This is a genomic window from Clostridium sp. MF28 (genome assembly GCF_002969175.1).
Taxonomy (GTDB): Bacteria; Bacillota; Clostridia; order Clostridiales; family Clostridiaceae; genus Clostridium; species Clostridium beijerinckii.
The window spans coordinates 2231150-2254335 of the sequence record NZ_CP014331.1 but is presented as its reverse complement, the minus strand read 5'-3'; the positions used below and the strand labels follow the sequence as shown (position 1 = coordinate 2254335).

Here is a 23186-nt window from a genome sequence, read left to right as displayed (position 1 = left end):
GAGGAGTAAGGATGGATACATCTCAATATATGTCAATGTTTTTAGAGGAGTCATTAGAAAATTTACAAACATTGAATGAATCACTATTAGATTTAGAACAAAATCCAGATGATACAGATAAGGTTAATGAAATATTTAGAGTTGCTCACACAATTAAGGGAATGGCAGCGACTATGGGATTTACTGATTTAGCAGAACTTACCCATAAGATGGAAGATGTATTAGCTGAATTCAGAGAAGGAAAACTAAAAGTAACTCAGGATGTAGTGACAGTATTGTTTGATTGTCTTGATACATTAGAAAAGATGGTTGACAATGTTCAAGAAGGTTCTGAGGAAAAAATAGATATAGATGGAATAATGAAAGCTTTAGCTGATATAAAAGAAAATGGAAACAAGAGTAACGTACAAGAAGAAACACAAGCTAGTGAAATTAAGTCAGAAGATGAAAATAAAATGATATCAGGTGATGAATTTGATTTAGATTTAAATCAATATGACACATCTGTTATTAGACAAGCTAGAGAAAAAGGATTTAACTCTATTGAGTTAAAAGTAACATTAAGTGAAAACACTTTATTAAAATCAGCAAGAGCATTTTTAATAGTTAAAGATCTTGAAGATCACGGAGAAATATTAAAATCAGACCCATCAACTCAAGAAATTGAAAATGAAGAGTTTGATTTTGAATTGAAATTTATCTTAGTAACTAAAAATACTGTAGATGAAATATTAACTGTTGTAAATGGAATTTCAGAAGTTGCAAAAGTTGAAGCTTCTTTAATAGAATTAGAAGGTTTAGATATAGCTCCAAAAGAAGCAGAAGTAAAAGAAGTGCCACAGTTACCAGTTATAGAAAAAGCTCCAGAAGAAAAGCCAGCTGAAGCAAAAGTTGAGGCAAAGCAGCCAGTTGCTAAAAAGCCTACTCAGAAGAAAGAAGTTAAGAAAGCACATCAATCAGTAAGAGTTGATTTAGAGAGAATAGATAATTTAATGAATATGGTTTCTGAGCTTGTAATTTATAGAACTCGATTAGAACAAATTGTAAATGTTCATAAATCGCAAGAGTTAAATGAAACATTGGAACAAGTAGGAAGAACAACATCTGATCTTCAAGATTTGGTTATGAAGATTAGAATGCTTCCACTAGATACAGTATTCAATAGATTCCCAAGAATGATAAGGGATATATCAGTAGAATTAAATAAGGAAATTAACTTTGTTATAGAAGGTGCTGATACTGAACTTGATAGAACTGTTATTGATGAAATAGGTGAACCATTAATACATTTATTAAGAAATGCAGCGGATCATGGTATAGAATCTGCTGAAAAGAGAATTGCACAAGGTAAGCCTCCAGTTGGAACTGTTAAGCTTGTTGCATACCAAGAAGGAACAAAAGCATTAATAAAGGTATCAGATGATGGTGCAGGAATAAATCTTGAAAGAGTAAAAGCTAAAGCAGAGCAAAAGGGAATAAACACAGAAGGATTATCAGATAGTGATATTAAGAACTTGATTTTTGCTCAAGGATTTAGTACTAATGAAGTTGTAACAGATATCTCAGGAAGAGGAGTTGGAATGGATGTTGTTAAAACAAAAATTGCAGCACTCGGTGGTACTGTAGATCTACTAAGTGAAGAAGGCAAAGGTTCAACTTTTGTAATTAAGCTTCCGCTTACATTACAAATAATACAAGCTTTACTTGTAAAGGTAGGAGAGGAAACATTAGCAATATCATTAGGATTTATTGATAGAGTAATTGACTATAAAGAGGAAAATATAAAGAAAAGTAATGGAAAAGAAGTTATTATTTATAGAGAAAATGTAATTCCATTAGTAAGATTAAATGAAACTTTAGATATAGAGGCTAGTAATACTGATAAGAAATTTGTTATAATAGTTAATGTAGGTGATAAAACTATAGGTTTATTAGTCGATTCATTACTTGGACAACAAGAAATAGTTATAAAACCACTCGGAAAAACATTAAAGAATTTAGATCAGTATATTGGTGCGACTATACTTGGTAATGGTTTAGTAACGCTGATACTAGATGTAGGGGCATTATTATAAAGTGAAATTTTTAAGTAAGATTTTTAAATCTAATTAAAATTAGTTTGACTTATAATTCCATAAAAATGAGCAAAAGGCTAAAGGTTTGGAGTGGACAAGATATATTATTATTGTTATGTTATAAAGGCAATAATGATATATAAATGTGAGATGATTGGCCCTTTAGGGTGAAAAATTTTAAAGGAGGGTTATAAGTGGAGTATTCTAATTTAAGCACTTTGCAATTAGATGCACTTAAAGAAGTTTCTAACATAGGTGCAGGTAATGCAGCAACTGCTCTTTCTATGATGATGGGAAAAAAAGTAGATATGACAGTACCAGCAGTAAATGTAGTAAAACTAGAAGAAGTATTTCAAGAAAGTGGAGAATGTGCTGTAGCTGGAACAGTTGTAAGAGTGCTAGGCGATATTTCAGGAAATATGCTTTTAGTATTCGAACAGGAAACAGCTGAAAATGTAATAAAAAAATTAGTTGGAAGCAAGCAGTCTCCAGAAAGTGAAATGGGAAGTTCTGTATTATGCGAGATAGCAAATATAATATCAGCATCATATATGAATGCTATTGCACAGTTAACTAATCTTGTTATGGCACCATCAGTGCCTGCAACTTCATTTGATATGTTAGGTGCAATACTCACAACTACATTTATTGAGTCCAATCAATATGATGAATATATACTAGATATTGAAACTGTATTCTTAGACAGTGATACAGAAGAGAATATAGGTGGACATTTTTATTATATCCCTATGCCGGGTTCGTTAGAGAAAATATTGAAATCTATAGGAATAAATTAAATTTTGGAGGTAAAATTGTATGGCTAGAGTTTTAATTGTGGATGATGCAGCGTTCATGAGAATGATGATAAAGGATATCTTAGAAAAAAATGATTTTGAAATAGTAGGTGAAGCAAATAACGGGATAGTTGCAGTAGATCTTTATAAAAAAGAAAAACCAGACGTAGTAACAATGGATATAACTATGCCAGATATGGATGGAATTGAAGCAGTTAAACAAATAAAAGCATTCGATCCAGATGCTAAAGTAATCATGTGTTCAGCAATGGGACAACAATCAATGGTTATGGATGCAATAAGAGCTGGAGCAAAAGACTTTATAGTAAAACCATTCCAAGCGGATAGAGTTTTAGAAGCTATAAAGAAAGTTGTAGGTTAGTATAAAAGCAATAATACAAGAAATGAATTATAACAGGCTATAAATAAATCTTTGCAAATTTTAAAGAAATTTTAATTTAAGTGTCAATTATTAATGGTTGATTGTATATTATTGTAGAGGAGGAGTATGAATGCAAATAGTAGTATTCAAACTAGGAGAAGAACATTTTGCAGTAGAGACAGATAGAGTCCAAAGTATCAATGATACTATGGGGATTACAAAAGTTCCTAAGGCTCCGAGTTATATTAAAGGATTAATAAATTTACGTGGGAGCATTAAATCTCTTGTTGACATAAATTTATTACTTGATGTAACTCCTGGGAAAGAACAAAATAATATAATTATTTTAACAGTAGAAGATGAAGAAATTGGAATATCAGTAGATGAGGTTGAAGAAGTTTTAGATATAGATGAGAAAAATATACAAAAAATAGAAAAAGATGCAGGTAAAGCACAGCCTTATATTAAAGGTATATTAAATTATGATGAAAAACTTCTTACAATAATAGATATCGACAAATTATTAAATTAGTTTATTGAAATGAGGGAAAAGTATGGCAGATGTCTTATCGCAAAGTGAAATAGATGCCTTATTATCTGCCTTATCTACAGGTGAAATAGAGTCAGAAGATGTTGGTAAAGATGAAGAAAAACATAAAGTTAAGCTTTATGATTTTAGGAGTCCTCAAAAATTTTCAAAAGAGCATATAAGGACACTTGAATTAGTTCATGATAATTATGCGAGAATTATTTCCAACTACTTAACAGGTCAAACTAGGCAAAATGTTAAGGTGAAGATAGAATCTGTAGAGCAGATAACATATGAGGAATTTATTCACTCTGTGCAAAACCCTACCATTATTACAATATTTAAAATGGCTCCATTATCAGGGACAATAATATTCGAAACTAATCCTCAATTTTCTCTTCAAGTAATAGATGTTTTACTTGGGGGGAAGGGAAATAGAAAAGCTGAAACAAAAGAATTTACAGATATAGACAAGAATATAATGCGACAAGTAACTACCGGAATGATAAGCAATTTAAAGTTAGCATGGGATTCGGTAATAGAAGTTGAGCCAGAAGTAGAAGCAATTGAAACTAATCCGGCAATCAATCAAACACTAGCACCTAATGATCCTGTGGCATTAATAACATTTTCAGTAGAAATGAATAAGAGAAGCACATTTATTAATATGTGTCTTCCTTATTTAAGCGTAGAGAAAATACTAGATAAATTAGTAGTACAATATGCATTTAAGAATGATAATGAGGCTTCGATGGCTGAATCGAGAGAAAAAATAGAAAAAGGAATCAATAAGGTTGATGTTGAAATTATAGCGGAACTTGGAACTGCTAATATAACAGTAGATGATTTCTTGAAACTAACAGTAGGTGATGTAATTAAACTTGATAATAAAAGTTCATCACCAATAAAAGTATATGTAGGTAATGAAGAATGTTATTATGCTAAGCCGGGTGTAGTAGGAAAAAATGCAGGTGTTATGATTTTAGATATAACGGATAAGGAAGTGAATGGGTATGGGCAATAACTTTTTATCGCAAGAAGAAATAAATGCGTTATTAGCAGGTGAAGATTTAGCTTCTACTGAAGCTGAAAGTGCAGATGCGTCAGCTGATGATAATAAAATAGATACTGGAGTTATAACTGATATTGATAAGGATCTGCTTGGAGAGATCGGGAATATTTCTATGGGATCAGCTTCAACTGCCTTATATCAGCTTATAAATCAACAAGTTAACATAACTACTCCAGTAGTTAGTGTGACTACTTTGAAGGAAATAAAAGAAGGCTTTGAAACACCGAATATTGTATTAGATATTGAATATGTAGCGGGAATAATAGGAAGAAATATTTTAATCATAAAGACATTAGATGGATTGGTTATATCTAACCTTATGATGGGCGGAGATGGAAATGTAACTGAGACTCATGAGTTATCTGAAATAGAGATTAGTGCAGTTTCAGAAGCTATGAATCAAATGATAGGATCTGCGGCTACATCTATGGCTACTATGTTTGGAAGAAAAGTAGATATATCACCACCATCAGCTAAGGTTGTGGTTGATGGATCTATACCGATTTCTGATGCAATACCAGAAGATCAACCAATAGTAAGAGTATCGTTTAGAATGACTATTGGAGACATTGTAGATAGTAATATAATGCAAATATTTCCAATAGAGACAGCTAAAAATATTGTTGCAATAATGACTGGAGAAGATAAGGCAAAAGAAGTGGCAGCATCAGAACCAGCAAAAGACAATAAAAAAGATACAATTGTAAATAAAGAAATATACGAACAGCCAGCGCCTGTTCAACAGCAGCCACAACAACAATATCAACCAGAACCTCAATATCAACAACCACAATATGAGCAGCCAAGAATGCAGCAGCCGGTAGAAGTTCATGCGGCAACGTTTGAACCATTAGTACCGCAAAATAGCGTTCCGCCAATAAAGAATATTGACTTGATATTAGATGTTCCTTTAGATATATCCGTAGTTCTAGGAAGAACAAAGAAAAGTATACAGGATATTTTAAATTTAGGAACAGGTTCCTTAATAGAGTTAGATAAACTTGCAGAAGAACCAGTTGAAATATTAGTTAATGGAAAACAAATAGCTTTAGGTGAAGTTGTTGTAGTTGATGAAAACTTTGGAATAAGAATAACAAATATAGTAAGCAGTGTTGAAAGAATAAAGAGATTAAAATAAAAACTCCCGAGAGGGAGTTTTTATTTTTGTATAGATATACAACGTTAAAACCAGACTTATGTGATAACTTATCGGTACGCCAAGCAAGGGCGTAAAAGATAATGAGGGCTAACCTTCCTCATTATTACTATATAGCAGGTGGGAATCCTGCATGACAAAGGCCAGCAACCAGTCATTAGTTAGTCTTGGGCTTATTATGGCGATGTAATAAGTTAAGTGTAGACAAACAAGGTACCAGGCCGCAAGCGAATGCTGAAACTACTAGCCACGAAATTATCACAAAGTCAGAAAGGACGATAATATCGGTAAATTAGAAGTCAGAACATAGATAATCATTATTGCAAGAATATCTGTGCTTTCTCGTGGTTTTAAGGTGTAGCATGGTATACATTGATATAGTACGTCAACTTGGGAGGACTCATTATTCTCTGACTTCAGAGTATGGAAAACAATGATTAGAAATCAGAGGTATTCAAATGATAATGAGTAGTCGGATTACACCATAGTACTGAAGAAATGAGTAATGACCATGGAGGGAAGGGTGTAACATATTATAGACCTTGAAAAGAGAAACAGAAATTCTCACACAGAGGAGGAAAAAAAAATGTACACAAAACTTGAGAGGATAGCAGAAATAGCTGGAAATAATCCTAAAGAGAAATTTACATCACTAATGCATTTAGTTAACAAGGAAATGCTAATTTTATGCCATTATGAACTGAGCGGAAATAAGGCTACAGGAGTGGATAAGGTAACAAAGGAAGAATATGAAACTAACTTAGAGAATAATATTGATAATCTACTAATTAGAATGAAGACTTTTAAATATAGACCGCAGCCTGTAAGGAGAGTATACATAGATAAGTCTGGTTCAAACAAGAAAAGACCTCTAGGTATACCGGCATATGAAGACAAAGTTGTACAATTAGCCATTAATAAAATATTAAAATCAATATATGAACAAGATTTCATTGATAGTTCTTTTGGGTTTAGACAAAATAGAAGTTGTCATGATGCTCTTAAAATCTTAAATGTATATTTATCTGAAAAGAATGTGAATTATGTTGTAGATGCTGATATTAAAGGATTCTTTGATAATGTTGACCACAAGTGGTTGATGAAATTTCTTGAACACAGGATTGCAGACAAGAACTTACTTAGATATATAGGTAGATTTTTGAAAACTGGAATAATGGAAAACGGAAAGTTTTATAAAGTATATGAAGGAACTCCACAAGGGGGAATAATATCTCCAACATTAGCAAACATTTATTTACATTATGTTTTAGATATATGGTTTAATAACTTTATCAAAAAGAAGTGTAAAGGACAGGCGTACATAGTACGCTATGCGGATGATTTTGTTTGCTGTTTTCAGTATGAAGACGAAGCGAAAGCTTTCTATGAAGCATTGAAAAACAGATTAGACAAATTTAACTTGCAGGTAGCTGAAGATAAAACTAAAATATTATATTTCGGTAAGAATGCCTACTATGATAGAAAATTCAAGAGAGCATGAAAGTTAGAATCATATAAAGATAGAACTTTTGATTTTCTAGGATTTACACACTTCTGCAGTTGCAGAAAGAATGGAAGTTTTAGAGTTAAGAGGAAGACTAGCTCAAAGAAATTTGGAGCTAGCATAAAGAGATTGAATGAATGGTTAAAGAATAATAGAACAGTGCCGCTCACATTATTAATGGAGAAACTGACACAGAGACTAATAGGATATTATAGGTATTACGGAATCACTGACAACAGTTTAAGTCTCGCAACTTTCAGATATTTAGTAAGAAAACTAACTTTTAAATGGCTAAACAAAAGAAGTCAGAAAAGAAGTTATAACTGGAGAAGTTTTGACACTATGTTTGAGTGCTTCAAAATACCTAAAGCTAAAATATATGTTAATATTTTCAACTTAAAAGAAGATATATCATATATACTGTGAATTATAATGTGGGGAGCCGTATGCGGGAAATCCGCACGTACGGTTCTGAGAGGGGTTAGGGAAGTGATTCCCTAGTCTACTTACCAAATCATAAATATTTTGATTCCGAAAAGCTATGAAAATATCGCTGAAGCTTCTAAGCAGCAGGTTGCATCCACTTTAGCATGCTCCAACTTTCAGTTTGACAAGCTAAAATGGAACAACCTACAGCTAAGAACCTTTAACAGCTAATTTTCAAATGTTTTCTTCACAAATATATTTATGATTTCTAGTGAAGATATGAACTTAAAGTTTTAGCAACTTTGTAAATATGTTCATCTAATAAGTCTAATTGTTAAATTGTTTACCTATATCACTTTGAAAACTAAACATATGTCGTAAAACTGCCAAAATCAAATACATTTATATTAAGTAGGACTATGAAAATTTTGATGAAGGTTCTGATTAGGGCAAATCTGTAATTTTGGCATTTATATATGTTGCAATTCACAATTACGACTAAAATTTTTTAAATATTTTTGAATTATGATGAAAGATTATTTTTGGACTTTTTGCAATATGTATACATTAAAAATAATAGTAGAACTAATATAAAATTATGATATAATTAATTTACTTACTAATAAATATGTGAGGTGAGAAAGTGGAAGATAAAGTTTTAAATATCCTTGAAAGGCTTGAATTAAGATTTACATCAATGGAAAATAAAATTGGTGGAATAGAAGCTAAGATTAATGGGATAGAAAATAAAATTAGTAGAATCGAAGAAGATGTTAAGGTACTTAAACAAGATGTTAAAGAGCTTAAAGAAGGTCAAGAAAGAATTGAGAAGAAATTGGAATCAACACATGAACAAGTGGAAAGAACTGCGGAAGATATAACAAGCATAAAGCATGATCTTAATAATGTTGAAATGATAACATCTAAAAATTGGTATGATATAGCTAAAATAAAAGCAATTAAATAATAATGTGATTTAAAAAGTTTTAGATTCGCTTAGTGTTATATAGCACTGAGCTTTTTTTGCGTCTGAATAATTACCAGTAACCCAGTTATAAAATTATAATTTAATAAAAAAATTTTGTTAGAACCCTTTATATATTTCTTTTTTTGCGTATATATTAATTGGAGGGATAAATATACACTTATAAAAAGAGCAGCTATGCACTACTGAAAAGAGCAGCTATGCTGCAATACGGAACATTTCTACAATGCGGAACTTTTTAAGTGTAAGAAAATTTTTATGAATCAATTTATTAATATATATGAAAGGGATTGATGAATATGAGAGAAAGAAAATACGTTAAATTTAGAGTTGATATGTATGAGGATACAAAATTTAAAATAATAGATAGGATGAGGAATAGAGATCTAATTCACTATGTTTGGAACAGGGTAGTTGTTCTAGCTGGAAAGGTAAATCAAGAGGGAGAGCTATATATGTCAAGAAATATTCCATATACAGTAGAGACTTTATCAATAGAATTTAATAGAGATATCAGTGAAGTAAAATCTGCATTAGATGTTCTAATAAATTTAGAAATGATTGAAATCGTAGATAATAATATATACAAGGTGAAAAACTTTGTAAAGCATCAAAATATTAAAGTTAAAGAAAAAAATGAAATTGTGAAAAAAGAAAATGAGGTAAAAATTGCAGAGGATATTTACATTGATAAAAATGAGAGCATAGAAGTAAGTCCGAAAAATGTGATTCCTATAAAAGAAAAAGAAGAAGTCGATACTAAAGAAAATAAGGACAATGAAATAGCGATTTTAAAAGTAGATGATCAGAAATCAAATAGGGAAAATGAAAGTGATGATAATAGTAGTAATGTGATTGAAGCAAAGAAGGAGGAGAGTGATCAACATAATAATTCTCCTGTAATTTTTGAGGTTAAGAAAAATTCAAGTAAGAAGAAGAAAAGAGTAAATAAAAAGAACAATGAGAGTGATATAGAATCTTATGATGAGCATGTTTCTGATAATATTACAGATAGAGGAAATAAAGATAATGATATCTTTTGGTTTAGTGAAGGCGAAATCATATTGGGGGAAGGAGAACGTACGATAGCAGAGTGGTCTTTTGATTAATAATAACATATATTATGAATATTTTCTTAAAATAGTTGCATAAATTATTTTTTATTGACTTTTCTATAAACTTATAAAAGAAAAGTACGATAAGTATATTAATGAAGTAGTAAGGCACAATTAAAAAATAACAAGTGTTATTTTTGGGGGGCCTAGGAAATGGAGAAATGTATTATGAGTATTGATAGAATAAGTAGATCGACATATATAAATGCATATAACTCGAATAGCAGTAAAGCTGTCGAAAAGACAAAGAAAACTAATGATGTAGATAGAATTGAAATTTCGGAACTTGGAAAAAGTCTTAAAGGTTACTCATTAGATAGTAATATACAGAATGCAAAAAAAATAGCTGATATTAAAAATAAAATAGATAGCGGAACATACAATGTTGATGCAAGATTAACTGCAAAAAGTATGTTAAATGCAATGAAGGAGAGTAAGGCATAAATATGATAAATGAACTTATTAAATTAATACAAAGCCAAGAAGAAGAGTTGCAAAGACTTTTAGAATTATTAGAAACTCAATATAAGATGATAATGAGTAAAGATGTGTTTGGTTTAGAAGGATTAGTTGATAAGATTAATGAATCTGGTAAGAAAATTGCTAAACAAGAGATAGAGAGACGAAACTTAATAGGGGAGAAAAACATTAAGGACATCATTTATAATTCAAATAATGATAAGTTAAAAGAATTGTATGGAAAAATACAGACTACTTTGAATAATACCATCATGAAAAAGGAAACAAATGAAATGTTATTAAAGCAACAAATAGTATTTAATAATAAGATGTTAGAAATAATAAATCCTAGAAGAGAGATGAAGACTTATAATTCATATGGAAATTTATCCAGATAACTATTGCTAAATGGTGAATGAGATTTTAAAGAGATAAATTTTAATAATTAATAATAAGGAAGTTAAATATATACATGGATGTAAGCTAGTGAAGGGCAGGAATAAAAATGGCAGGACTATTGGATACATTTACTATTGCGAGAAGAGGATTAACTGTACAGCAGGGAAATATTAATGTAAGCTCGCATAATATATCGAATATAGATACGGAAGGGTATTCAAGGCAAAGAGCAGTATCAGAGACAACAAGACCTTTTGGTGGAATGTCTAGATTTGATACAACTGGAGTTGGACAGGTTGGTACAGGTGCTGAAATAACATCAATACAAAGAATTAGAGATTACTTTATAGATTATCAATATAGAAGTGCTTCGGGAACTTCTGGGTACTACACTCAGCAAAATCAAACATTATCAAAAGTAGAAGACATTTTTGGTGAACCATCTGACACAGGAATACAGGAACTTACAAGTCAATTTTTTAGCTCATTTCAGGAAGTATCAAAAACTCCAGATAAAGCGGATGTAAAAACAGTAGCTATTAAAAATGCTCAAGCTCTTGCAGATGCAATAAATTATACTTATAATCAGCTGGAAAAAACTAATCAGGATAGCCAAAAGCTTTTAGAGAGTAATGTTACTGATGTTAATAGTTATCTAAATCAGATAAACGAATTAAATAAGGAAATAAGAAGCGTTTCGGCTGTTGGACAGACTCCAAATGATTTAATGGATAAAAGGGATAACCTTGTTGATAAATTAAGCGAAAAATTTGGGATAAAACTTGATAGAGATAGTTTAGACACTATCAATCTTTCATCAACAGAATATCCAGATTCAGCATTTGTAAAATCAGATCCTAATGATACAGACTATTCTAGACTTTCATATATAGATACTGTAACGGCAGCTACAGATTCGTCAGGAAATCTTACGGGAGATGTAACTGTAAAATATTATCCATTAGGAAATGAAAACTCAACACTTCAGACTGTTACAATAAAGACTGGATCAGCAACAGATGCCAAGTCATTAAAAGACGAATTGACGCAATGTAGAATTCTAATAACTGATAAAGACGGAAAATTAACAATGAAAGATAGTAGCAACAAAGAAGTGGAAGTTGGAGATGGAGGAACAGTAAGTGCATCTCAGCTAACAGAACTTAAAACTAAGATCTTTCAGACTTATAAATATGATACAAGTTCTGGAACAGCGGTAAATAATGTGGATAATAATCATGTAAAAGGAGATATCGCGGCAAATCAATCAGCACAAGAGACAATACAAGGATATATGGATAATTTAGATAGGCTTGCAGCAGCGCTTGGTTATAGCGTTAATGCACTGCAAGTAGGAAGTTTGGATACGGCAAATTCTAGTTTGTCAAGTAGTGAACTTATATTTGTAACTTATGATGAGACGAACAAGACAACTACTTCTACAGATAAGGGACTAACAGCAAAGAATATAAGAATTAATGCTAATTTGCTGGCGGATACTAGTAAGTTAAATTGCAATACAAGTTCAGCAAGTGGAGAAGGCGATGGAAAAAGAGCAAATGCTATTGCTAATCTTAATACTATAAAAATGAATTTTAGTAATATAGCAGCTGGAACAGATTTTTCAAAAATTGATAGGAAATCTTTCTTAACTTCAGTTGGAATGTCTGGAACAACTGGATTTTCGGATAATGACTGCTTGAAGTTAAATGCAGGAACAACAGGATCAACAGTAGATTCTTATTATAAAAGTGTAATAAACAATATTGCTGTAGCAACACAGGAAGCAAGTAGGCAGCAGGATAGCCAAGAAGATATATTAGCTGATATTCAAGATCAAAGAAGTCAAGTTTCTGGGGTATCATTGGATGAAGAAACTACAAATTTAATACAATATCAGCATGCTTATCAAGCAAATGCAAAAGTAATATCTACTATAGATGAATTGTTGGATGTTGTAATAAATGGATTGAAAAAGTAGGAGTTAGGAGGATGAATTTATGTCAAGTAGAATAACTAGCAATATTTTAACTTCAAATTATTTGAGAAATATGAAGAAAAATTTAAATAACATGAAAACACTACAAAATCAATTGGCTTCAGGTAAGACAATACAAAAAGCATCAGAAAATCCTTATACAGCATCTAGAAGTATGCAATTAAATACAGAAATGTCTTATAATAAGCAATACAACGAAAATATTAAGGATACGTCTAACTGGCTTGATACAACAGATACAGCGTTAGCACAAATGGGAAATGTTTTTGGAAGGATAGAGACTTTACTTGTTAGTGCAGGAAATGGAGCATATGGAGAAGATCAAAGAGCTGCAATTCAGGATGAAGTTAAAGAAAAAGTTAATGAGTTGTCTCAAATTTTAAATACAAGCTTTGATGGTTCGTATATTTTTGGTGGCACTAAAACGGGTTCTAAACCAACTACTGTTGCTGATGGAAAATTGGTTTATGCAGATCAAAGTGGTAATGGGATTACTAAAACAGCGACAGGATTTAGTATAGATACATCTACTAATCCTATAAAAAGCACTGTAACACCAGCTAATAATATGAAAATAGATGGCATTGTTAAAGATGGAACTACTGTAACCTTAACGGTTAATAATTATAGTAGTGGAAGTGCAGTTGCAGTAACACCGTCACCAACAGTAGATCTGACTAAAATTGGGACAGTAATCGTTCCATCAACTACGCCAGAGACTTTAGAATCACTATTTCAGTCAGCTTTATCGCCTAACTTTAATACAAGTGATGCTAATCAGGCGGCTAATTCTTACAGTTCATTAAATCAAATAGCTTCAGGATTACAAGTTGATATCTCACAAGGAGTGAAAAGTCAATATAATAAAACTGCAAGCGAGATACTAGAGTTTACAGATAAAACTGGAAAGAGCATAAATGTTTCTGAACTTTTAAATACTATAATAAATGATTTAGGGACAAGTGGAAACACAGCAAATTTAACAACAACTGATTTAAAAGATATTCAATCAGTTACAACTAATTTACTGCAAAAGAGATCTGAAGTTGGAACGATGCAAAATAGAATGGATTCTGCACAAGGAAATAACGAAACTGAGAATTATAATATGACGGATATATTATCGAAAACAGAAGATGTAGATTATGCAGAAGCTACTATGAATTACTCAATGATGCAGACTGTGTATACAGCTTCCTTGCAGACAAGCGCGAAGATATTACCAATGACTATATTAAGTTATTTATAGTTAGGAGAATAAAATATGAAATTTATATCTAAAATCCATGGTGAAATAGAATATGAACAAAAAAATATCATTACTTTTAATAAAGGGTTATTAGGATTAAGTGATTTAAAGGAGTTTATACTTTTAGATTTAGAAGATTATGAACCATTTAAATTACTTCAATCATTACAAGATAATGAAATTGCGATGATTGTAACCTCGCCATATGAATTTTTTAAGGATTATGAATTTGTGCTTAGTGAAGAAACTATTAAAAACTTAAAAATAGATTCTCCAGACCAAGTTAATGTAATTACTACAGTGACATTAAATTCAGATATGAAAAAAATAACCACTAACTTGCAAGGGCCTATAGTTATAAATACTTCTAATAATATTGGGGAACAAATAATATTAGATAATCCTAAATATAAAGTAAAAAGTCCTTTAATATAAGGAGGTATATAATGTTAATTATAACTAGAAAAAAAGGTGAATCTCTTATGATTGGAGATGATATTGAAATTGTTATAAGTAAGATAGATGATGGAAGTGTAAAGCTCGGAATAAATGCACCTAAATCTATTCAGATATTAAGAAAAGAAATTTATGAAGAAGTAGAAAACGAGAACAAAGAAGCTAGTAAGATTGATCTTGGTATGTTGAGTAACATAAAGAAAAAATAAGGGCGTATATTATAGGCTCTAAACACGGAGGTATGATAGACATGGATGTTAATAATTTAGCTCAAAAATCAATTAATCTAAATAATTACCAAAATACAACTGTATCAGATTACACGACTGGTAATACAGAAACATCAGGCCAACAAGTGCAAAAAATAGAAACTCAGTCACAAGATGCGAATAATAATGCAAATTTGAACAAACAAAATGAACAATATAATAAGAAAGAGTTAGATGATGCGTTAAAGAAAATTAATAATTTTCTTAAAGATGAAAATACACGTGCAGAATATGATTATTATAAGGATTTGAAGACAACTACTATAAAGATAGTTGATGTGGATACTAAAGAAGTACTATTAGAGGTTCCACCTAAGAAGATTTTAGATATGGTTGCGAGTATGATGAGGCAAGTTGGATTACTGGATAAAAAAGCTTGATTTAAAATCTAAGGAGGCAGACTTTATTGGAATTTAAATTAAATAAAATTGATACAGACATAAGAAAAAAGATGCAGGAAGATATAAAAGAAGAAAAAGTACATTCTGGTAAAAGTATAAATATAAAGAAAGATATAAAAGATGAAAAGAGTAAATATCAGGAAGATTTAAAAGAAAATGAACGTGAAAAAAAATATATTACAATAGAGGGTGTAAAGTACAATAATAAGAATATAGATGTGAAAGTTGAAAAAGTAGAGGAATTAAAAGAAGATAATTCCAAGGGTAGAATTTTAGACAAAAAGAAATAGGAGGAATTGGAATGTATTCTAATGGATATAATGTCTACAAAAATAATGCTGTAAATTATGCTTCTAAAGAACAACTACTGTTAATGCTAGTTGAAGGTGCAGTAAAGTTTTGCAAGATAGCTAGACAAGCTATAATAGATAAGGATGTTAAAAAAGCTCATAATGCTCTTATAAGAACGCAAGATATTTTTTCGGAACTTATGATAAGTTTAGATACAAGCGTAGGGGATTGGGCAGTTCAATTATTTAATGTCTATGCCTTTATTAAAGAGAAGTTAGTTGAAGCTAATATGAGTAAAAATCTAGAAATAATAGATGAAATACTTCCTCTTATAGAAGATATAAATGAAACGTGGAAAGAAGCTTATGTAAGAGCAAAGAAATAATATAATACAATTTGGGTGATAAGGGAGTGATTTAAAATGTCAAGTATACAGAGAATAACTGGTACTAATTCAGGTTTAGATGTAGATACATTAGTTAAAACTGCTCTTAAGGGAGACCAGAGTAAAATTGATAAAGAAGTACAAAATCAGAAAGTTATGCAATATCAACAAGATCAATACAAACAAATAATGAGCGATGCATCAAACTTCTATGATAAATATTTTGATGTGCTAAAAAGTGGAAGTATGATGTCAACAAGTACTTATCAAACAGAGACTTTTACATCAAGCGATGGGACAAAGGTAACTGCTAAAGGATTAGCAGGAGCAAAACTTGATAATTATACAATTTCAGTAACGCAACTAGCGTCTAAAGCAACGGATAATTTGACAAGCAGTGAAACTGGAAATGTGAAAATATCAATAGGTACAGCGTCGGTGAAATTTCTTGCTAGTGCTGATGGGAATACAACAGTAAAGAACTATAATGATGCAGTAGCGGCTGAGAAAACTAGGTTAACTAATGAAATAAAAGCAACAACAGATGCAACGATAAAGGCAAATTCTCAAAAACAATTAGATGATTTAAATAATAATGTAATAACAGCTCAATATAGTGAATTTTCTAAAAATGTAAGCTTTACAGCAAGTTCGTTTGGAGGAACAGGATTTACGCTTAGTCGTATTGATAGTAACGGTGCTGTTACAGCAACTCATTCAAAGGCAGAAGACAAATATCTTGAAGCTATTATAAAAAATAGTAGTGGTACTGTATATACTATAAGTAGTTCTGATAAAAAGACAAGTAATAGTATAACAATCGATAATGTACAGTTCGATTTTAAGTCAGTCGGTGCATCAACATCTACACCACCAACTGCAAGCTTAAACGATATAAGTACATTAACTGCAGCAACAGTTGGTGGTGATGCAAGTCCAATAACGGAATTAACAGCGTTAGCTGAAGATACGACAAGCACTAAAACAACAGCAACAGATGGAACCAAAACAACAGTGACAACATCTGGGACAAAAACGACTACGAGAGTAACAACTAGCGCTGGGGCTACAACAACTACAACAACCGATACAAGTCAACCAGGAATAACAAGTGTTATAGATAAAAATGGGATAATAACAACAACAGATACAAGTAAGTCAGGATCGGGATCCGGATATACTTTAAAAACCGTGAAAGCTGGAACAACTACAACAACAACTAAAACTAATGATGATGGAACTATACCAATAACTAAAACAATAGAAACAAGTGGGACGACTATAACAACCACAACAACATTGAAAAGTGGAGCAACCACTACAACTAAAAAGGAAGTAAATGATGGAAGTAATATATCGACAACCACTACAAATGAAGAAGAAGGACCAAACGGAACAAAAACAACGGTAATAGAAGCTGCTAATGGAATAGCAACAAATACTACAACAACAGATTTAAAAGTTGGATCAGATGGGAAAACAACTAAGATCGTAACAACATCTAACGGAACAACAATGACACAATTAACGGCATTGTCACATTTGCCAGATGATAGCACAACGGTAACGGCAGGAGACGGAACCAAGACAACAACAGCAACAGCTGGAGATGGAACCAAAACAACAACAGTAACCGCTACAGATGGGACCAAAACAACAACAAAATATGCAGTGGATGGAATAACTAAAACAGATCAAACAGTGACAGGGACAGATGGAACCAAAACAACAATAAAATATGCGACAGATGGAACAACTAAAGTATATCAAACAGTAATAGCAACAGATGGAACCATAACAACAACAAAATACGCAGCAGATGGAACAACAGAAACAAATAAAACAGTAACTACTGCAGCTGCTTATAGTACACCAACTACACTTAGTGGATCAACAGATGTTTCGGCTTTAAAAGATAAAATTGTAAAATTTGTTGATGATTACAATACGTTGCTAAGTAGTATTAATACAAAGATTTTTGAGACAAGAGATAAAGATTATATGCCTTTAACTGATGAGCAAAAGGCAGCAATGACGGATTCTCAGATAACTGCTTGGGAGAAAAAAGCGCAAACAGGGTTACTTAGAAAGGATAGTGATCTTCAAAGGATTGCAAGTGAAATGAAAAGTGCTATATCAACTGTTGTGTCGGGGTCAGGGTTAAGCTTGGAAAAGATAGGGATAACACCTGTTAAAGATTATACAGATAAAAATGGGATGCTTACTGTTAATGAAGATAAGTTAACTCAAGCGCTAGAGGATAATGGAGGAGATGTAAAAGACTTATTCATAAGGGCGGCATCGTCTACAGACAGTGGGGGAGCATTAACTCAGCTTAAATCGGCGTTATATAGTGAATTTAAAACAAGTACATCATCATTATCTCAAAAAGCTGGATTGGTTGGAAGTAGTACGGAATTTGATAACACATTAACCAAGAGTATATACAAGAAAAAGCAGCTGATAGCAGATTTAAATAGTGCGTTAACAGATAAAGAAAATGCATTATATAAAAAATATTCGAATTTAGAAACAGCTATGGAAAATATAAATGCGCAGAAATCATCACTAGCAAGTATGCTTGGTACAAGCTAATTTTATTAAACAATTTATAAGATAATATGACTCACAAAATAAGATAGTGGGAGATAAATTATGAACTTGCAGGAATACCTAGAAGAGTATAAAGATATAACTTTAAAATTAATGGATAAAAATCTTAATAATAATGAAGTTGACTCATTTATCGTTAGAAGAGGAGAAATTCTTAAAATACTTAATGAATCCAGTTTTGATAAAGATGAGATTAGAAGAATTGGAGATTCGTTGAACTTGTTAAAACTAGAAGATGAGTTGCAAAATTTTATGAAAAAAGAAATGGTAAATATAAAAAGAGAAATAGATAAGTTAAGGAAAACGAAACAGGCTAATATGCAATACAATCATTTTGAAAATAGAGCAAGAGTATTTAATAAAAGTATTTAAAATAATTTAGAAAATACTATAAAGTATTGAAATTTATTCACGAACATATAAATATAAGATTTAGAAACTATTACAAAAAAAAATTAAAATAATGTCTAAAGTAGTAGTTAATTAAATCGAATATAAAAATATAAAGCTTATAAGCTATTAACTCTTAAGAGTTGATATAAAAAATAAAGTATGGACATGGAAGTCCTAAGCTTAAAATCAAGGAGGAATATATTATGATAATTAATCACAATCTTATGGCAAATAATGCAATCAGAAGCATGAATTCTAATTCTGCTACTGCAAGTAAATCAATGCAAAAACTTTCTTCAGGTCTTAGAATAAACAGCGCAGCTGATGATGCAGCTGGACTTGCTATATCTGAAAAAATGAGAGGGCAAATAAGAGGTCTTGATCAAGCTTCTTCTAATGCTCAAGATGGTATATCTATGACTCAAACAGCAGAAGGCGCTTTAAATGAAACTCAAAGTATACTTCAAAGAATGAGAGAACTTTCTAACCAAGCAGCAAATGGAACTAATACAACAGATGATAGAGGCTCTATCCAAGATGAAATGAACCAATTGACTTCTGAAATTAACAGAATAGGTAATACTACTGAATTTAATACTCAAAAGTTATTAAATGGTGGTATTGGTTCAACTGATGGACAAAAGATTACTCAAGCTACTAGTGCTAAAATTGCAGGAGCTGGTACGTTTGCAGCAGCTACAGCAACTTCACCAGGAAATACTGCAACTATTAAAGTAGATAATCAAACATTTAACTTTACTGCTTCGGCAACAGCAACAAGTGTTGATAAAACTATAGCTGCTTTAAAAGATATAACTTCAGGTGGAACAAAGCTTTCAGATTTAGTTGATATAACAAATGATAGTGGTAAGATTGTATTCACTGCTAAATCAAGCGGAAGCACAAGCGAAATTAAGATTACAGCTGGTACTGGAGCAGGTACAGCGTTAACTTTAGGCGGTGCTACTACAATAGACAAGACAGGAGATCCAACTACAATAGAAAGAGCTGGACTTGAGGCAACAAATAAACTTGGAGCTTCAGCAGATGCAACTATTAGTAAAGGTGATTCAATAAAGATAACAATAGGAAGCGATAGTGCTGTAACTGTAGATTTAAATACAGTAGCAGATAAGACTTATAAAACTAATACAGGTGTAGACACTAATGAAAAGCAAGCGGCAATGGATGATTTAATCAAAGATGTAAATGCTGCAATACAAAAGGCAGGATTATCTGATAAAGTTGAAGCTTCATTATCAAAAGATAATAAGGTTCAATTTATTTCAAAGACTGGTGCAGATATTTCTATTGCCAATGGTACAGGAACTCCATTAAGTACACTAGGTACAGGATTCTCAACTGTTAAAAATGTAGAACAAGTTGTTGGACCTGGAGCTGAAGGTAGTGGATTTACAACTACATTCCAAATAGGTGCTAACAAAGGTCAATCAATGTCATTAAGTATAAATGATATGAGAGCAGCAGCACTTGGAATCACAGGAAATGCAGGACAAGCTGGCTTCACTAGCTCAAATACTGTAACAGATGGTACAGACGATACTAAGCAAGAAGCTGCTTTAGATGTTACTACAAAAGATAATGCGTCAAAAGCACTTGCTACTCTTGATAAAGCTATATCTAAAGTTTCGACTGAAAGAGGTAAGTTAGGTGCTATACAAAACAGATTAGAACATACAATAAATAACCTTGGAACTTCATCAGAAAACTTAACATCAGCAGAATCAAGAATTAGAGATGTTGATATGGCGAAAGAAATGTCGACATATTCAAAGAACAATATTCTTTCCCAGGCTGCTCAAGCTATGCTTGCTCAAGCTAATCAACAACCTCAACAAGTTCTTTCATTATTAAGATAAATTTAAATTAAAAAAGAGTCAGGAGTTTTCTCTTGGCTCTTTTTTAAAAGAATTGTTAGTATAGAAAATCATAAATTTTATGATGATTTCCTATAGTGCTAATTTTTATACAAACAAATGAAAGGAAGAATGATTATGTTATTAAGTATAGGAATGATGGTTAAAAATGAAGAGAAATATTTAGATAAGTGTTTAGCTTCATTAATACCAATTCTTGATAATCTTGATTCTGAGCTAATAATTGTGGATACAGGTTCTACAGATAAGACCGTAGAAATTGCTAAAAAGTATACAGATAAAGTTTATTTTCATGAATGGAATAATAATTTCTCAGAAATGAGAAATATTACGTTGGAATATTGTAGTGGAGAATGGTTTTTTTGTGTAGATGGAGATGAGGTGGTTGAGAACTGTGATGAGATTATATCATTTTTTAAACAAAAAATATATAAAGACTATAAGTCAGCGAGTATATATGTTAAAAACCTATCAAGTTTAGATGATGAAAAAGATTTCAGTATATTTCCATCATTGAGATTGTTTAAAAAAGATAAAGATTTTAAGTATGTTAATGCAATCCATAATCAACCTTTATACAAGGAGCCTATTAAAGTACTTGCAACAATTCTTAAACATTATGGGTATATTAGCACAGATGAAGAGTTAATGGAAAGAAAATTTAAAAGAACAGCAACTATGCTAAAGAGTGAGTTGGAAAAGGACCCGGAAAATATATATTTTTTGTATCAATTATCAGTGAGTTATGGTATGCATAAGCAGTATGATAAAGCAGTTGAATATATTCAGAAGGCGTATGATAAATATATCTATAAAAAAGAAGATATAAATAAATATATATATTTATATCCCCAATTATGTCTTTGTTACATTAGTATAAATGATTATTTAAATGTTAAAAAGTATGCTAATGAATGTTTGAAATACAAAGAATTAATAGATATATACTATTATTTGGGTATGGCGACTATGTTGCTAAAGGATAACGAAGAGGCAGATTTATCCTTTAAATCATATTTGAAGCTTTATGAGGACTATTATGTTTCAGAAAAAGATGTGAGTATTATTGATTACACAATTGGAAAAGTAGATGAAGTTTATTATTGTCTATATAAATTAAGTAGAGAAGCAGGGGAATATGAAAGAGCTGGGAATTATTTATTAAAAATAGAAGATGTTCATCAATATGATATATGTGGAAACATTGTGGATTTGTATATCGAAACAAATGAATATCACTATTTAAAGGAATATGAGCAACGATTACTGGCTGAAGATGACAATAATACAGTTATAAAGAAATTCTATAGTGAGTTAGAAATTAAGAAATTAAAGCTGAAAAATGAAGAAGTAGGTATGTTAACAGAATTATTTGTTGATGGAAATACAACGTATAATTACTTGAATAAAATAAGATTAGATTATATGAAGGAAAAATATATTGATATTGATTTGATACATGCACTATTGAAAAAAATTGATTTACAAAACCAACCATTTTACTTTGCAGATTTGATTTACTATTTAATGATTAATGGATTCGATATTTCAAATGAAATTATTGAATTTAATTTTATGAAAATAAATGAGTATTTTGAATATTTGAAAACCAAATATAATGATTTTGATGAAATAATTTATAAATATATACTGAAATTTAAAGAAAATGATGAATTTATTCATGTAAGGATTAATAAAGAACTATGCAGATATATAATATTACTTGATAAATTAGAGGAAAGTAAGCTTATAGAAATTTATAAAATTTATATAAATATAGGTGTAGAATATATAAATTACGTATATAGTAAATTCATGTTAGAAAATGAACGTTGGCAAGAAGTTAGAACGGAAGAAGAAATGTTTTTTGTTTATATGAATAAAGCGAAGTTTTATAAAAATATTGATAAAAAGATTTATATTAAATACTTAAGAAAAGCATTGAGTGTTTATCCGTACATGAACGATCTAATAAGATATTTATTGGATGAAGAGAAAAGAACAATTCAGAAGAATGATATTGAACTTAGTGAATATAAAAGTAAAATAAAAGATGAAATAAAAATGTTTATTAGCAATAAAGCATTTGAAAATGCCGAGTTGTTAATAAAAGAATATGAGAAAATTATCAATAATGATTTGGAAATACTTTTGTTTAAATCACAAGTCACAAGTGGAAAATTAAAAAGATAGTGATTATGTAAACTATAATAGAGTATGAGATATATTTTATGAATTTAAGATTTAATCAGTTATGCGGTTCTATACAGGATTGATAATTGAAATTAACTTTAATATAGTAAAAAATATATCTCACTCAAATTGATAAAAAGTAT

At 30.8% G+C, this 23186-nt stretch carries 23 protein-coding genes; all 23 read left to right on the top strand.

Features of this window, described 5'->3' with window-relative positions:
- Positions 1-11 precede the first annotated feature (11 nt).
- The 23 genes from AXY43_RS09970 (at position 12) to AXY43_RS09865 (ending at position 23043) form a co-directional block, all read left to right on the top strand.
- Positions 12-2075 carry a chemotaxis protein CheA gene (locus AXY43_RS09970; RefSeq protein WP_105412505.1) on the top strand — a complete coding sequence of 688 codons (2064 nt, stop codon included), beginning with the start codon at positions 12-14 and terminating at the stop codon, positions 2073-2075.
- A 194-nt stretch (positions 2076-2269) separates the two neighbouring features.
- The gene (locus AXY43_RS09965; protein WP_012060463.1) at positions 2270-2872 is read left to right on the top strand and encodes a chemotaxis protein CheC; all 603 of its coding nucleotides are present in this window, start codon (positions 2270-2272) and stop codon (positions 2870-2872) included.
- Positions 2873-2891: 19 nt separating this feature from the next.
- Complete coding sequence (locus AXY43_RS09960; RefSeq protein ID WP_017211295.1) at positions 2892-3251, top strand: response regulator; 360 nt, start codon at positions 2892-2894, stop codon at positions 3249-3251.
- A 130-nt stretch (positions 3252-3381) separates the two neighbouring features.
- Positions 3382-3783 (top strand): chemotaxis protein CheW, encoded by a 402-nt coding sequence (locus AXY43_RS09955; protein ID WP_017211296.1) that lies wholly within the window; start codon positions 3382-3384, stop codon positions 3781-3783.
- A 22-nt stretch (positions 3784-3805) separates the two neighbouring features.
- Positions 3806-4804, top strand: coding sequence for a flagellar motor switch protein FliM (gene fliM, locus AXY43_RS09950; RefSeq protein ID WP_039770186.1), 999 nt, complete (start codon positions 3806-3808; stop codon positions 4802-4804).
- Positions 4788-5990, top strand: a complete 1203-nt coding sequence (fliY, locus tag AXY43_RS09945) for a flagellar motor switch phosphatase FliY (protein WP_174775799.1) — start codon at positions 4788-4790, stop codon at positions 5988-5990. The genes fliM and fliY overlap by 17 nt, the downstream gene beginning before the upstream one ends.
- Positions 5991-6594: 604 nt before the next feature.
- A complete protein-coding gene (ltrA, locus tag AXY43_RS09940; protein ID WP_012059836.1) occupies positions 6595-7509 on the top strand; it encodes a group II intron reverse transcriptase/maturase in 915 nt (304 codons plus the stop codon).
- 132 nt (positions 7510-7641) lie between these two features.
- On the top strand, positions 7642-7938 hold the full coding sequence (locus AXY43_RS27850; protein ID WP_171786255.1) for a group II intron maturase-specific domain-containing protein: 297 nt from the start codon (positions 7642-7644) through the stop codon (positions 7936-7938).
- 643 nt (positions 7939-8581) lie between these two features.
- A complete protein-coding gene (locus AXY43_RS09935; protein WP_023973515.1) occupies positions 8582-8905 on the top strand; it encodes a hypothetical protein in 324 nt (107 codons plus the stop codon).
- A gap of 311 nt (positions 8906-9216) precedes the next feature.
- Positions 9217-10032 carry a phage replisome organizer N-terminal domain-containing protein gene (locus tag AXY43_RS09930; RefSeq protein ID WP_105411499.1) on the top strand — a complete coding sequence of 272 codons (816 nt, stop codon included), beginning with the start codon at positions 9217-9219 and terminating at the stop codon, positions 10030-10032.
- A gap of 174 nt (positions 10033-10206) precedes the next feature.
- Positions 10207-10482, top strand: a complete 276-nt coding sequence (locus tag AXY43_RS09925; protein WP_017211301.1) for a flagellar biosynthesis anti-sigma factor FlgM — start codon at positions 10207-10209, stop codon at positions 10480-10482.
- Positions 10483-10484: 2 nt separating this feature from the next.
- Positions 10485-10895, top strand: a complete 411-nt coding sequence (flgN, locus tag AXY43_RS09920; protein WP_105411498.1) for a flagellar export chaperone FlgN — start codon at positions 10485-10487, stop codon at positions 10893-10895.
- A 107-nt stretch (positions 10896-11002) separates the two neighbouring features.
- Complete coding sequence (gene flgK, locus AXY43_RS09915; RefSeq protein WP_105411497.1) at positions 11003-12877, top strand: flagellar hook-associated protein FlgK; 1875 nt, start codon at positions 11003-11005, stop codon at positions 12875-12877.
- A gap of 19 nt (positions 12878-12896) precedes the next feature.
- The gene (gene flgL, locus AXY43_RS09910) at positions 12897-14144 is read left to right on the top strand and encodes a flagellar hook-associated protein FlgL (RefSeq protein ID WP_105411496.1); all 1248 of its coding nucleotides are present in this window, start codon (positions 12897-12899) and stop codon (positions 14142-14144) included.
- 15 nt (positions 14145-14159) lie between these two features.
- Positions 14160-14579: a flagellar assembly protein FliW gene (fliW, locus tag AXY43_RS09905; RefSeq protein WP_105411495.1), complete on the top strand. Its 420-nt coding sequence runs from the start codon at positions 14160-14162 to the stop codon at positions 14577-14579.
- An 11-nt stretch (positions 14580-14590) separates the two neighbouring features.
- Complete coding sequence (csrA, locus tag AXY43_RS09900) at positions 14591-14809, top strand: carbon storage regulator CsrA (protein ID WP_105411494.1); 219 nt, start codon at positions 14591-14593, stop codon at positions 14807-14809.
- A gap of 41 nt (positions 14810-14850) precedes the next feature.
- Positions 14851-15249: a flagellar protein FlaG gene (locus AXY43_RS09895; RefSeq protein ID WP_105411493.1), complete on the top strand. Its 399-nt coding sequence runs from the start codon at positions 14851-14853 to the stop codon at positions 15247-15249.
- Positions 15250-15275: 26 nt separating this feature from the next.
- The gene (locus AXY43_RS09890) at positions 15276-15560 is read left to right on the top strand and encodes a hypothetical protein (protein WP_105411492.1); all 285 of its coding nucleotides are present in this window, start codon (positions 15276-15278) and stop codon (positions 15558-15560) included.
- An 11-nt stretch (positions 15561-15571) separates the two neighbouring features.
- Positions 15572-15946 carry a flagellar export chaperone FliS gene (gene fliS, locus AXY43_RS09885; protein ID WP_105411491.1) on the top strand — a complete coding sequence of 125 codons (375 nt, stop codon included), beginning with the start codon at positions 15572-15574 and terminating at the stop codon, positions 15944-15946.
- 36 nt (positions 15947-15982) lie between these two features.
- A complete protein-coding gene (gene fliD / locus AXY43_RS09880; protein WP_105411490.1) occupies positions 15983-18541 on the top strand; it encodes a flagellar filament capping protein FliD in 2559 nt (852 codons plus the stop codon).
- A gap of 60 nt (positions 18542-18601) precedes the next feature.
- The gene (locus AXY43_RS09875; protein WP_105411489.1) at positions 18602-18931 is read left to right on the top strand and encodes a hypothetical protein; all 330 of its coding nucleotides are present in this window, start codon (positions 18602-18604) and stop codon (positions 18929-18931) included.
- A gap of 224 nt (positions 18932-19155) precedes the next feature.
- The gene (locus tag AXY43_RS09870; RefSeq protein ID WP_105411488.1) at positions 19156-20832 is read left to right on the top strand and encodes a flagellin; all 1677 of its coding nucleotides are present in this window, start codon (positions 19156-19158) and stop codon (positions 20830-20832) included.
- A gap of 135 nt (positions 20833-20967) precedes the next feature.
- The gene (locus tag AXY43_RS09865; RefSeq protein WP_181246116.1) at positions 20968-23043 is read left to right on the top strand and encodes a glycosyltransferase family 2 protein; all 2076 of its coding nucleotides are present in this window, start codon (positions 20968-20970) and stop codon (positions 23041-23043) included.
- Positions 23044-23186 lie beyond the last annotated feature (143 nt).